The sequence below is a fragment of the Streptomyces sp. NPDC020422 genome, assembly GCF_044386705.1.
Classification (GTDB): domain Bacteria; phylum Actinomycetota; class Actinomycetes; order Streptomycetales; family Streptomycetaceae; genus Streptomyces.
This window is the reverse complement of the sequence record NZ_JBIRVJ010000009.1, coordinates 387,859-400,637: the sequence shown is the minus strand read 5'-3', so window position 1 is coordinate 400,637 and position 12,779 is coordinate 387,859. Positions and strand designations below refer to the sequence as shown.

At 72.0% G+C, this 12,779-nt stretch carries 12 protein-coding genes and 1 riboswitch; of the genes, 1 reads left to right on the top strand and 11 read right to left on the bottom strand.

Annotated elements, in window-relative coordinates:
- Positions 1–30: 30 nt before the first annotated feature.
- The 10 genes from ACH414_RS25975 to ribD form a co-directional block, all read right to left on the bottom strand.
- A complete protein-coding gene (locus tag ACH414_RS25975; protein ID WP_382548132.1) occupies positions 31–1,101 on the bottom strand; it encodes a hemolysin family protein in 1,071 nt (356 codons plus the stop codon).
- A complete protein-coding gene (locus ACH414_RS25970) occupies positions 1,098–2,438 on the bottom strand; it encodes a hemolysin family protein (RefSeq protein ID WP_382548134.1) in 1,341 nt (446 codons plus the stop codon). Before ACH414_RS25970 ends, ACH414_RS25975 begins: the two co-directional genes overlap by 4 nt.
- Positions 2,439–2,659: 221 nt before the next feature.
- Positions 2,660–3,112 carry a PH domain-containing protein gene (locus ACH414_RS25965; protein WP_382548136.1) on the bottom strand — a complete coding sequence of 151 codons (453 nt, stop codon included), beginning with the start codon at positions 3,110–3,112 and terminating at the stop codon, positions 2,660–2,662.
- A 59-nt stretch (positions 3,113–3,171) separates the two neighbouring features.
- On the bottom strand, positions 3,172–4,020 hold the full coding sequence (gene hisG / locus ACH414_RS25960) for an ATP phosphoribosyltransferase (RefSeq protein WP_398943511.1): 849 nt from the start codon (positions 4,018–4,020) through the stop codon (positions 3,172–3,174).
- Positions 4,021–4,083: 63 nt separating this feature from the next.
- Positions 4,084–4,356 (bottom strand): phosphoribosyl-ATP diphosphatase, encoded by a 273-nt coding sequence (locus tag ACH414_RS25955; RefSeq protein ID WP_046907435.1) that lies wholly within the window; start codon positions 4,354–4,356, stop codon positions 4,084–4,086.
- A gap of 34 nt (positions 4,357–4,390) precedes the next feature.
- Positions 4,391–4,876, bottom strand: coding sequence for a 6,7-dimethyl-8-ribityllumazine synthase (gene ribH, locus ACH414_RS25950; RefSeq protein ID WP_382548142.1), 486 nt, complete (start codon positions 4,874–4,876; stop codon positions 4,391–4,393).
- A gap of 36 nt (positions 4,877–4,912) precedes the next feature.
- Positions 4,913–6,190: a bifunctional 3,4-dihydroxy-2-butanone-4-phosphate synthase/GTP cyclohydrolase II gene (locus ACH414_RS25945; protein WP_382548144.1), complete on the bottom strand. Its 1,278-nt coding sequence runs from the start codon at positions 6,188–6,190 to the stop codon at positions 4,913–4,915.
- Positions 6,187–6,777: a nicotinamide riboside transporter PnuC gene (locus ACH414_RS25940; RefSeq protein WP_382548212.1), complete on the bottom strand. Its 591-nt coding sequence runs from the start codon at positions 6,775–6,777 to the stop codon at positions 6,187–6,189. Before ACH414_RS25940 ends, ACH414_RS25945 begins: the two co-directional genes overlap by 4 nt.
- 44 nt (positions 6,778–6,821) lie before the next feature.
- Positions 6,822–7,430, bottom strand: a complete 609-nt coding sequence (locus ACH414_RS25935; RefSeq protein WP_382548146.1) for a riboflavin synthase — start codon at positions 7,428–7,430, stop codon at positions 6,822–6,824.
- 2 nt (positions 7,431–7,432) lie between these two features.
- Complete coding sequence (ribD, locus tag ACH414_RS25930) at positions 7,433–8,515, bottom strand: bifunctional diaminohydroxyphosphoribosylaminopyrimidine deaminase/5-amino-6-(5-phosphoribosylamino)uracil reductase RibD (protein WP_398943509.1); 1,083 nt, start codon at positions 8,513–8,515, stop codon at positions 7,433–7,435.
- Positions 8,516–8,687: 172 nt separating this feature from the next.
- A riboswitch (FMN riboswitch) is annotated at positions 8,688–8,817 on the bottom strand.
- Positions 8,818–9,071: 254 nt separating this feature from the next.
- Here ribD and ACH414_RS25925 point away from each other — a divergent pair.
- Complete coding sequence (locus tag ACH414_RS25925) at positions 9,072–11,453, top strand: chitinase C-terminal domain-containing protein (protein WP_382548150.1); 2,382 nt, start codon at positions 9,072–9,074, stop codon at positions 11,451–11,453.
- A gap of 125 nt (positions 11,454–11,578) precedes the next feature.
- Here the strand turns inward: ACH414_RS25925 and ACH414_RS25920 are convergent, their stop codons facing one another.
- Positions 11,579–12,703 carry an ROK family transcriptional regulator gene (locus ACH414_RS25920; RefSeq protein ID WP_382548152.1) on the bottom strand — a complete coding sequence of 375 codons (1,125 nt, stop codon included), beginning with the start codon at positions 12,701–12,703 and terminating at the stop codon, positions 11,579–11,581.
- Positions 12,704–12,779 lie beyond the last annotated feature (76 nt).

Sequence of the window (12,779 nt, the reverse complement as noted above, 5' to 3'; positions counted from 1 at the left end):
TCCGATGTCCCGGAGCCCGCCCTCGGCCCCTCAGCCCGTCAGCGCCCCCGCCGCCCGTTCCGGTCGTGGCGCCGGGGCCAGGCGGTGGGCCGGGTCGCGGACCTCGCCGACCAGCATCTCCAGGACGTCCTCCAGGGCGACGAGCCCCAGCACCCGGCCGGAGGCGTCCGCCACCTGCGCCAGGTGGGTGGCGGCGCGGCGCATCACGGTGAGGGCGTCGTCCAGCGGGAGCTCGGCCCGGATCGTGCCCATCGGGCGCCACATCTGCTGGGGCACCGCGCGCTCGCGGTCCTCCAGGTCGAGGACGTCCTTCACGTGCACGAAGCCCATGAAGGTGCCCCGGCCCTCGGTGCACACCGGGAAGCGGGAGTAGCCGGTGCGGACCGTCAGCTCCTCGATCTCGCGCGGGGTCACCGACGGGGAGACCGTCACCAGCGAGGCCGAGGGGATGAGGACGTCCGTGACGGGGCGGGTGCCCAGTTCCAGGGCGTCCTCCAGACGCTCCTGCTCGGCCGGGTCGAGCAGTCCGGCCTGGCCGGCGTCCTCGACGAGACGCCCGAGCTGCGCACGGGTGAAGACGGCCTCGACCTCGTCCTTGGGCTCCACGCGGAAGGCCTTCAGGACACCCCGGGCGCAGGCGCCGAGTGCGCTGGTCACCGGGCGGCAGAGCCGGGCGAAGCCGACCAGGCCCGGGCCGAGCCAGAGCGCGGTCCGCTCCGGGTCGGCCATGGCCAGGTTCTTCGGGACCATCTCGCCGATCACGAGGTGGAGGAAGACCACCGCGGCGAGCGCGAGGACGTACCCGAGCGGGTGGATGAGGCCCTCGGGCACGCCCACGGCGTGGAAGACCGGTTCGAGGAGCCGGGCCACGGTGGGCTCGGCGACCGCGCCGAGGGTCAGCGAGCAGACGGTGATGCCGAACTGGGCGGCGGCCATCATCTGCGGCAGGTTCTCCAGGCCGTACAGGACCTGGCGGGCGCGCGAGCCGCCGAGCGGCTCGATCTGGCTGCGGCGCACGGAGACGAGGGCGAACTCGGCGCCGACGAAGAAGCCGTTGGCCAGCACGAGCAGGACGGCGAACAGCAGCGGGAGCAGGCTCATCGGGCCGCCTCCGCGCCGACGGGCACCTGGGCGGTGCGCACGATCCGCACCCGCTCGGCGCGGTAGCGGTCCACCTGGCGCACCGAGAGCCGCCAGCCGGGCAGTTCCGCCCGGTCGCCCGGGGCGGGGATCCGCCCGAGGAGGTCGGCGACGAGCCCGGCGACCGTCTCGTACGGCCCGTCGGGCACGTCGAGGCCTATCCGGTGCAGGGTGTGCACCCGGCAGGAGCCGTCGGCCTCCCAGGTCTGCTGGCCGTCCTCCGAGGGGACGGCGGCCAGTTCGGGCCGCTCGTCGGCGGCGGTGTCGTGCTCGTCGCGGACCTCGCCGACGAGCTCCTCGACGATGTCCTCCAGGGTGACGACGCCGGCGGTGCCGCCGTACTCGTCGACGACGACCGCGATCGGCTGCTCGCGGCGCAGCCGTTCGAGCAGCGCCTGGGCGGGCAGCGACTCGGGGACGAGCAGCGGCGGGACGGCGATCCGGCCCACGGGGACCCGGTGCCGCTCGTGCGGGACCACGGCGAGGGCGTCCTTGAGGTGCACCATGCCGACGATCTCGTCGATCCGCTCGCGGTAGACGGGGAAGCGGGACAGGCCGGTGGCCCGGGTGAGGTTGAGGACGTCGGCCGCGGTGGCGTCCGACTGCAGGGCGCTCATCTTCACCCGCGGGGTCATGACCTGTTCGGCGGTGAGCCCGCCCAGCGACAGGGTCCGTACGAAGAGGTCGGCGGTGTCCTGTTCGAGGGCGCCGGCGAGGGCCGAGTGCCGGGCGAGGGAGACCAGCTCCCCCGGGGTGCGCGCCGAGTCGAGCTCGTCGGTGGGCTCCACGCCGAGCAGCCGGACCAGCCGGTTGGCGACCCGGTTGAGCAGGGCGATCACCGGCCGGAAGAGGGCGGAGAAGGCGTGCTGCGGTCCGGCGACGAAGCGGGCCACCTGGAGCGGCCGGGAGACCGCCCAGTTCTTGGGCACGAGCTCGCCGACCACCATCTGGACGGCGGAGGCCAGCAGCATGCCGACGACCACCGCGATGCCGGAGACGGCCCCTTCGGGCAGGCCGGTCGCGCGGAGCGGCCCGTCGAGCAGCCGGGCGAGCGCGGGCTCGGCGAGCATGCCGGTGACGAGCGAGGTGATGGTGATGCCGAGCTGGGTGCCGGAGAGCTGGAAGGACAGCTCGCGCAGCGCCCTCACCACGGTGCGGGCCCGGCGGTCGCCTTCGGCCGCGGCGCGTTCGGCCTCGGGGCGTTCCACGGTGACGAGGCCGAACTCGGCCGCCACGAAGAAGCCGTTGGCGAGGATGAGAAGGAAGGCTGCGGCGAGCAGCAGAAGCGAGATGATCATGCCGCCGCCTCGGGTGAGCGGGCGGCGCAGGTACTACCGGACGATCCGTCCATTGCCGGAGGGAGTCACTCCTCGGGTCGTAGGGCTGCCTCGCGGGCCGCCGGCGGGCGGCCCTGCACACGCGAGGCGGTGGTGCCGCTCGGCACCACCGCCTCAAGAGTAGTCACGCCCGTGCCACCGGGGGCAGGGGGTCGGCCCCGTATGGGGGACGGGTCAGGGTGTCAGGCCGTCTCGCTGCCGGTGCCGTGGCTGTCGGCGAGGGCGCGGAGCGCGCGGGCGTCGCGGATGGCCGACTCCCTGGCGATGCCGGGCTGGATGCCCAGCGCGGGCAGGCTGGTGCCGTCGCTCAGGTCGAGGAAGACCCAGGGGTCGCCGGGGCGCAGATTGACCTTGAGGATCTCGGCCCACGCGAGTCGGCGCGTCCGGGTGATGTTGACGACCGTCACACCCTCGTCGTCGGCGACCACCTTGGGCCGGCTCAGCAGCACCAGGACCCCGAGGAAGAGCGCGGCGGTGAAGACGAAGCTGGCCCGCTCCCCCGGTCCGAGCTTCTCCAGCATCAGCCCGACGGCGGTGATGACGACGAACATCGCCAGGCCGACGGTCAGCAGCACGACCCGGGTGCGGGCCGGCCGGAAGGTGACCGGGAGGACGGAGTCGGTGGGCTCGGACATGCGGGTTCCTTGCGCGATTCCTGCGGGCGGGGGGCGTCCCGCCCGCGGGCGGGACGGGGTCAGAGGCGGCAGGCGTGGATGGCCGTGGTGAGGATGGCCCGGGCGCCCAGCTCGTACAGGTCGTCCATGACCTTCTGCGCCTCCTTGGCGGGGACCATGGCGCGGACGGCGACCCAGCCCTCGTTGTGCAGCGGCGAGACGGTGGGCGACTCGAGGCCGGGGGTGAGGGCGACGGCCTGCTCCAGGTGCTCGGCGCGGCAGTCGTAGTCCATCATCACGTACGAGCGGGCCACGAGGACGCCCTGGAGGCGGCGCAGGAACTGCTGGACCTTCGGGTCGTCGGCCGGGGCGCCGGTGCGGCGGATGACGGTGGCCTCGGAGGTGAGGATCGGCTCGCCGATGACCTCAAGGCCCGCGTTGCGCAGGCTGGTGCCGGTCTCGACGACGTCCGCGATGATCTGGGCGACGCCCAGCTGGATCGCGGTCTCGACGGCGCCGTCGAGGTGCACGACGGAGGCGTCGACGCCCTGCTCGGCGAGGTGCTTGGCGACGATGCCCTCGTAGGAGGTGGCGATCGTCATCCCCTGGAAGTCCTCGGGGCCGTTCGCGGTGCCCGGGCGGGTGGCGTAGCGGAAGGTGGACCGGCCGAAGTTCAGCGGCAGGATCTCCTCGGCGTTGGCGCCCGAGTCCAGGAGCAGGTCGCGGCCGGTGATGCCGATGTCGAGCCGGCCGGACGCCACGTAGATCGCGATGTCCTTCGGGCGGAGGTAGAAGAACTCCACCTCGTTGTCCGGGTCGACGGTGACGAGTTCCTTGGACTCCTTGCGCTGCCGGTAGCCCGCCTCATGGAGCATCTCCATCGCAGGTCCGGAGAGAGAACCCTTGTTGGGGACGGCGATGCGCAGCATGGGACGGGCTTCCTTTGCCTCAGGTGTTCTTCAGGGGTGTTCGGGGTTTCGGGTGCGCTGTGCTCAGAGATGCGAGTAGACGTCGTCGAGCGAGATCCCGCGGGCGACCATCATCACCTGGACGTGGTACAGCAGCTGCGAGATCTCCTCGGCGGCGGCTTCCTTGCCCTCGTACTCGGCGGCCATCCAGACCTCGGCGGCCTCTTCGACGACCTTCTTGCCGATGGCATGGACGCCCTTGCCGACCAGTTCCGCGGTGCGGGAGGTCGCCGGGTCGCCGGTCTCGGCCTTGAGCTTGAGCTCGGCGAAGAGCTCTTCGAAGGTTTTGTTCGCCATGATGTCCTAAGGGTACGGGGTGCGAAGGTGCCACTCAGCGCCAGGGTTCGCTGACCGTCCGCAGCGTGGTCGCGGTGGCGACGGCGGCGGTGACGGCCTCGTGGCCCTTGTCCTCGGAGGATCCCTCGAGGCCGGCCCGGTCCAGGGCCTGCTCCTCGTTGTCGACGGTCAGGACGCCGAATCCGACGGGTACGCCGGTGTCGATCGAGACCTGGGTGAGGCCGTGGGTGACGCCCTGGCACACGTACTCGAAGTGCGGCGTTCCGCCGCGGATGACGACGCCGAGCGCCACGATGGCATCGTAGCCGCGACCGGCGAGCACCTTCGCCACCACCGGGAGCTCGAAGCTGCCGGGGACGCGGAGCAGGGTGGGCTCCTCGATGCCGAGCTCGCCGAGGGCCCGCAGGGCGCCGTCGACGAGACCGTCCATGATCTTCTCGTGCCACTGGGCCGCGATGACCGCGACCCGGAGGTCGCCGCAGTTCTTCACGCTGAGGACGGGTGCGCCCTTGCCGCTCATGTTTCTCCTTGCCGGTTTACGGTCGTACGTGCGGGATTACTGGTTGTCGCAGGTGGAGGCGGCGGTGCCGTCCAGCCAGGGCAGGTCGTGGCCCATCCGGTCGCGCTTGGTGCGCAGATAGCGGAGGTTGTGCTCGCCCGCCGTGACCGGCATGGGCTCGCGGCCCTCGACGGTGAGGCCGTGCCGGGTGAGGGCGTCGATCTTGTCGGGGTTGTTGGTCATCAGCCGCAGGCTGCGGACGCCGAGGTCGACGAGGATCTGCGCGCCGGCCGCGTAGTCGCGGGCGTCGGCGGGCAGCCCGAGCTCCAGGTTGGCGTCGAGGGTGTCGCGGCCGCGCTCCTGCAGCTCGTACGCGCGCAGCTTGGACAGCAGGCCGATGCCGCGGCCCTCGTGGCCCCGCAGATAGACGACGACTCCGCGGCCGGCCTCGGTGATGCGGTCCATGGAGGCCTGCAGCTGGGGGCCGCAGTCGCAGCGCAGCGAGTGGAAGATGTCGCCGGTGAGGCACTCGGAGTGGACGCGGACCAGGACGTCCGCGCCGTCGCCGAGGTCGCCGTGGACGAGGGCGACGTGCTCGACGCCGTCGACGATGGAGCGGTAGCCGTACGCGGTGAACTCGCCGTGCGCGGTGGGCAGCTGGACCTCGGCCTCGCGGCGCACGGTCGGCTCGGCGGAGCGGCGGTAGGCGATCAGGTCCTCGATGGAGATGATCGTCAGGCCGTGCTTGCGGGCGAAGGGGATCAGCTCGGGCAGCCGCAGCATGACGCCGTCCTCGCCGGCGATCTCGACGATCGCGCCGGCCGGGCGCAGTCCGGCGAGCCGGGCGAGGTCGACGGCGGCCTCGGTGTGTCCGTTGCGGACGAGGACGCCGCCGGGCTTGGCGCGCAGCGGGAAGATGTGGCCGGGGCGGACGAAGTCGCCGGGCTCGTACGTGCCGGCGGCCAGCATGCGCAGGGTGGTGGCGCGGTCGGCGGCCGAGATGCCGGTGGTGACGCCGTGGGCGGGGGCCGCGTCGACGGAGACGGTGAAGGCGGTCTTCATCGACTCGGTGTTGTGGTCGACCATCTGCGGCAGCCGGAGGCGCTCCAGCTCCTCCCCCTCCATGGGGGCGCAGATCAGCCCGCGGCACTCGCTCATCATGAAGGCGACGACCTCGGGGGTGGCCTTCTCGGCGGCGATGACCAGGTCGCCCTCGTTCTCGCGGTCCTCGTCGTCCACGACGACGACGGGCCGGCCCGCGGCGATGTCGCGGATGGCCTGCTCGACGGGGTCGAGGGCGAGATCGGTGGCGTCCCAGAGAGGCAGCGCACTCATGCGTGGGCTCCTTCCAGAGCGGGGGCGGTGCGCGTCCGGAGCCACCAGTCGCGCATGCCCCAGATGACGAGGGCGAAGTAGATGACGTAGACGAGGCCGGAGAAGGCGAGGCCGCTGTTGAAGGCGAGCGGCACGCCGACCAGGTCGACGAGGAGCCAGGCGAACCAGAACTCGACGAGGCCGCGGGCCTGGGCGACCATCGCGACGAGGGTGCCGACGAAGATGTACGCGTCGGCCCACGGGCTCCAGGAGAGCGACGGGTAGAGGGTGAAGAGGCCGCCGACGGCGAGGGTGCCGAGGGCCGCGCCGCCGAGGAGGAGGCCGCGCTCCTTCCAGGTGGCGAAGCGGACGGCGATGGAGCCGTCCTGGGCCTGCTGCCGGCCGCGGCTCCACTGGCGCCAGCCCCAGACGGCCACGCCGATGACGAGGAGCTGCTTGCCGACGCCGCCGCTGAGGTGGGCGGAGGCGTAGGCGCCGACGAGGATGACGCCGGAGAGCAGCTGGGCGGGCCAGGTGAGGACGGAGCGGCGCCAGCCGAGGGCCAGGGCTATCAGGCCGATCGTGTTGCCGATCATGTCGGACCACATGATGTGCTGGCCGAAGGCGCTGAACGCCTCGGAGTTGAGCCAGTTCACTTGACGTTCTCCTGAGCGTTCGGGCCGAGCAGGCGCTCGACGTACTTGGCGATGACGTCGACCTCGAGGTTGACCGGGGCGCCGGGCTGCTTGATGCCGAGCGTGGTCAGGGCGAGGGTGGTGGGGATGAGGCTGATGGTGAAGTAGTCGGCCGCGGCCTCGACGACGGTGAGGCTGACGCCGTCGACCGTGATGGAGCCCTTCTCGACGACGTAGCGGGAGAGGTGGGCGGGCAGCCCGACCTTGACGATCTCCCAGTGCTCGGAGGGGGTGCGCTCCAGGACGGTGCCGGTGCCGTCGACGTGGCCCTGGACGATGTGGCCGCCGAGGCGGTCGCCGACGGCCATGGGGCGCTCCAGGTTGACCCGGGAGCCGACCTCCAGGGCGCCGAGCGAGGAGCGCTTGAGGGTCTCGGCCATCACGTCGGCGGTGAACTCGCCGTCGCCGTGCTCGACGACGGTGAGACAGACGCCGTTGACCGCGATGGAGTCGCCGTGCTTGGCGTCCTGCGTGACCAGGGGGCCGCGCAGCCGGAAGCGGGAGGCGTCCGCCAGCTGCTCGACGGCGACGACCTCGCCCAGCTCTTCGACGATTCCGGTGAACACGGTCAGGCTCCCTTGGTGGTGGGGACGGCGGTGATGCGGAGGTCGGATCCGATGCGCGCGGTGTCGGTGACGTGGAGCCGCAACGCTTCGGCGATGGTGCCGATTCCGGCGTCGGCGAGGGCCGCGGGGCCCGCGCCGAGGAGGACCGGGGCGAGATAGCCGACGACCTGGTCGACGGCGCCCGCGGCGACGAAGGCGCCCGCGAGGGTGGGGCCGCCTTCGAGGAGGACGGAGCGGACGCCCCGGGTGTGGAGGGCGTCCAGGAGGGCGTCGACGGCCAGGCCGCCTCCGGCCGCCCTGGGCAGCCGGAGGACGTCCGGGAGGCTGGTCTCGGCGTCCTCGGCGACGGCGATCAGGGTGGGCGCGGCGGCGTCCAGGACCCGGGCGCCGAGCTTGACGGCGGTGGCCTCGGTGTCGACGACGACCCGCAGCGGCTGCTCGGCGCCTTCGATGCCGCGTACGGCCAGATGGGGGTCGTCGGCGCGGGCGGTGCCGGAGCCGACGACGACGGCGTCCGCCTCGGCGCGCAGCCGGTGGACGTCGGCGCGGGACTCGGGGGAGCTGATCCAGCGGGAGGTGCCGTCGGCGGCGGCGATCCGGCCGTCGAGGGTGGCGGCGTACTTCCAGCGGACGAAGGGGCGGCCGAGGCGCACGGAGGTGAGCCAGGCGATGTTCCCGGCTTCGGCCTCGTCTTCCAGCAGGCCCTGCCGGACCTCGACGCCGGCCTGCCGGAGGGTGTCGGCACCGCCGGTGGCCTGCGGGTTCGGGTCGCCGACCGCGTACACGACCCGGCTGATCCCGGCCTCGATCAGCGCCTGGGCGCAGGGGCCGGTGCGGCCGGTGTGGTTGCAGGGTTCGAGGGTGACGTAGGCGGTGCCGCCGCGGGCGAGGGCGCCTGCCTGGCGCAGGGCGTGGACCTCGGCGTGCGGGCCGCCGGCGCGCTGGTGCCAGCCCTCGCCGACCTGGTGGCCGGAGGCGTCGGTGATGACGCAGCCGACGACGGGGTTGGGGCTGGTGGAGCCGAGACCGCGGGCGGCCAGCGCGAGGGCGCGCCGCATGGCGGTGATGTCGGCGGGCGTGGCCACCGGGTCCTCCTGCCTCTTCGGGCACGGACTCCGGGGCCTGTCGATGACGACAGAGAGCGGGTAGGACGCCTCGCGCAGGGTGCGCCGAGGCCGGATCCCCGGTACGCCGATCTGTCGATACGGCGACCAGCGGACGTACGGCCGGCACACCCCTCGTCCGAGGGGTCACCCGCCGCGCACTGCCTCCCATCCGGACTTTCACCGTCGGTCCAGGAATTTCACCTGGTCAACCGGCCGCTGGCTGCGGACGGGTCGCGGACTATACCGCCGGTTCGGAATTACACCGACCCCGGAGTGCGCTGCTGCTGATACAGGGCCAGTGTGCCACGGCCGGGATCCGGCCAGAAGACCGGGCCCTGTGGGCTGACTCACAACCTGGCATGAGCATCCCACGGAATCCTTCGTTGGTCCAGACCTATTGACGCACTGGTCTAGTCCTCTTAATCTCCGTGTCACCTCCGAGGTACGGCCCGCCGGCAGTGCGCACTCCACGGGCCCAACACGACCCACCCCCTTGTTCGTTGTGTTTCTTGAACCTCCCCAGGAGGAACCGATCGTGTTGTCCCCCACGAAGAAGAGGGCCTCGCTGCTCGCTTCCGGCGCCGCCGTCGCCGGACTGCTGATCAGCTCCCTCGCCTCCGGCGGCGTCTCGTACGCGGCCGACAACGAGTCCTGTCGCCCCGACGGCCTCTACAAGACGCCCGGCGTCGACGTCCCGTACTGCTCGGTCTACGACACCGAGGGCCGCGAGAAGATGGGCGCGGACCACCAGCGCCGGGTCATCGGCTACTTCACCGGCTGGCGCACCGGGAAGAACGGCGAGCCCGCGTACCTCGCCAAGGACATCCCGTGGGACAAGATCACCCACATCAACTACGCCTTCGGCCACATCGGCAGCGACAACAAACTGTCCGTCGGCACGGACGGGCCGAACAACGCGGCCACCGGGATGACCTGGCCCGGTGTCGCGGGCGCCGAGATGGACCCGGCGTACGCCTACAAGGGCCACTTCAACCTCCTCAACAAGTTCAAGAAGCAGCACCCGAACGTCAAGACGCTGATCTCGGTCGGCGGCTGGGCGGAGACCGGCGGCTACTTCGACGACAGCGGCGCCCGGGTGAACTCCGGCGGCTTCTACTCGATGGCCACCAACGCCGACGGGTCGGTCAACCAGGCCGGGATCGACACGTTCGCGAACTCCGCCGTCGACTTCATCCGGAAGTACGGCTTCAACGGCGTCGACATCGACTACGAGTACCCGACGACGATGAAGGACGCCGGCAACCCGCTCGACTGGCAGCTCTCCAACGGGCGCCGCGCGGGCCTCGTCCAGGGTTACGCCGCGCTGATGAAGTCCCTGCGCGAGAAGCTCGACCGGGCCGGCGCCACCGACGGCAAGCACTACATGCTGACCGTCGCCGCGCCCTCCTCGGGCTATCTGCTGCGCGGCATGGAGACGTTCCAGATGCAGAAGTACCTGGACTACGTCAACATCATGTCCTACGACCTGCACGGCGCCTGGAACGAGTACGTCGGCCCCAACGCCTCGCTCTTCGACGACGGCAAGGACGCCGAGCTGGCCGCCGCCAACGTCTACGGCTCCTCGCAGTACGGCTCCATCGGCTACCTCAACACCGACTGGGCCTACCACTACTTCCGCGGCTCGATGCCGGCCGGCCGGATCAACATCGGCCTGCCCTACTACACCCGCGGCCACAAGAACGTGCAGGGCGGCACCGACGGTCTGTGGGGCAAGGCCTCCGCGACCACCTGCCCGGCCGGCTCCGGCCTGACCAAGTGCGGTGACGGCGCCTCCGGCATCGACAACCTGTGGCACGACAAGGACACCAACGGGCAGGAGTCGCCCGCCGGTTCCAACCCCATGTGGCACGCCAAGAACCTGGAGAAGGGGATCGTCGGCGACTACGTCACCTCGTACGGCTTCCCCGCGAACACCACGCTGACCGGCACCTACGCCCGCAAGTACGACTCCACGCTGGTCGCCCCGTGGCTGTGGAACGCCCAGAAGAAGGTCTTCCTCTCGACCGAGGACGAGCAGTCCGTGGCCGCCAAGGCCGACTACGTGGTCAGCCGCGGCATCGGCGGCACCATGGTCTGGGAGATGGCGGGCGACTACGCCTGGAACGCCGGCAAGGGCCAGTACGAGATGGGCTCCACGCTCACCTCGCTGATGTACGACAAGTTCAAGGCGGCGACCCCGTACGGCGCGAAGAAGTCCAACGCCGCGCTGCCGACCAAGGCCGTCAACGTGGGCGTGGAGTTCACCGAGTTCAAACTGGGCGACTCCAACTACCCGATCACGCCGAAGGTCAAGATCACCAACAACACGCAGACGACGCTGCCGGGCGGCACGGAGTTCCAGTTCGACTACGCGACCTCGGCTCCGAACAACGCCTCCGACCAGTCCGGCTTCGGCACCAAGGTGATCAGCAGCGACCACACGGGCAGCAACGTGGGCGGCCTGAAGGGCGACTTCCACCGGGTCTCCCTGAAGCTTCCGGCCTGGCAGTCGCTGGCCCCCGGCGCGACCGTGGACGTGGCGTTCAACTACTACCTGCCGGTCTCGACCCCGTCGAACTGGACGGTGAACATCAACGGCACCGCGTACGCCCTCGCCGGCGACCTGGCGCGCGGCACGACCGTCGTGGAGCCCGGCGGCTCGACGCCGACGCCGACCCCGACGCCGACCACGCCCACGCCGACGCCGACCCCGACCGGCACCACGTCGCCGACTCCGACCCCGACCCCCACGGGCGGCACCTGCACCGCCCCGGCGTACGTGGCCGGCACGGTCTACAACGCGGGCAACCTCGTCTCCCACAAGGGACACACGTGGAAGGCCCAGTGGTGGACGCAGAACGAGGAGCCGGGCACGACCGGCGAGTGGGGCGTCTGGAAGGACCAGGGCGCCTGCTAGCCGGCACCCCCTGCCCCCCCGATAAACCCCCGGCGGCGCGCTCACGGCCCTTGCCGCCGCCGGGCCTCCCGCCCGCGCCGCGTCCCCCTGTCCGGGGCGCGGCGCCGGCGCGTTCCCAGGGGCCGCTACGGGAAGAGCACGTCCTGGGCCGCGTCGCGGGCCCGCAGGAGGGCGCCCCGCAGGACCGCCGTGTCCCCGAGCGCGGTGGCACGCACCTCGGTGCGCAGCGGCGAGAGCGTGCCGAGCGCGGCCTCGACGCGGGCGGCGAGCTCCGGGCCGCCCTGATGGCCGGTCTCGCCGGCCAGGACCACACAGCCCGGGTCGAGGACGGAGGCCACGGCCGCCGCGCCGATCGCGAGGCGGTGGGCGAGGGCGTCGAGGAAGGGGCCGTGTCCCGAGGCGAGCGCCGTCGCCGGGTCGAGGCCGTGGGCCACGGCCAGGGCCTCGACGGCGGCGACACACGCCAGCTCGTGGAAGCCGCCGTCGCAGCCGAAGGCCGACGGCAGCCCCGAGGTGCCGGGCACGGGCAGGAAGCCGATCTCCCCGGCGCCGCCGGAGGCCCCGCGGCGCAGCCTGCCGTCCAGGACGACCGCGGCGCCGACCCCCTGGCCGAGCCAGAGCAGGACGAAGTCGTCGCGGTCGCGGGCCGCGCCCTCGCGCAGTTCGGCGACGGCCGCGAGGTTGGTCTCGTTCTCGACCAGGACCTCGGCGGGGAGCCGCTCCTGGAGGGTGTCGATGAGGCGGCGGTGCCAGGCGGGCAGTCCGGTGGAGTCGCGCAGTTCGCCGGTGGCCGGGTCGATGAGGCCGGGCGCGCCGACGGCGACGGTGTGGAGCCGGTCGGCGCCGGCCTCCTTCGCGGTCCGCTCCAGGAGCGTGACGGCCTTCTCCACGGCGTGACCCGTGCCGACGTGGTCGCCCACGGGCGCGGCGGCCTCGGCCAGCGTGGCGCCGAGCAGATCGGTGACGGTGACCGCCACGGACCGGGTGCGCACGTCGAGGGCGGCGAGATGGGCGCGGTCGGCCACGATCCCGTACAGCTTGGCGTTGGGGCCGCGGCGCTCGGCGCCCGCCTCGCCGACGACCTGGACGAGTCCGGAGCCGCTGAGCCGTTCGACGAGGTCGGCGACGGTGGGGCGGGAGAGTCCGGTGAGAGTCTTGAGCTGGGTCGCCGTCAACGGGCCCTCGTCCTGGAGCAGGCGCAGGGCGAGCCGGTCGTTGATGGCCCGGGCGGTGCTCGGGGATGCGGCCATGCGGTGATCCTCTCAGATGCCTGCCGGGGGCCGATCGCCGTTCACTATTTATCAGGCAGGGTTCCTGATAGTTTAC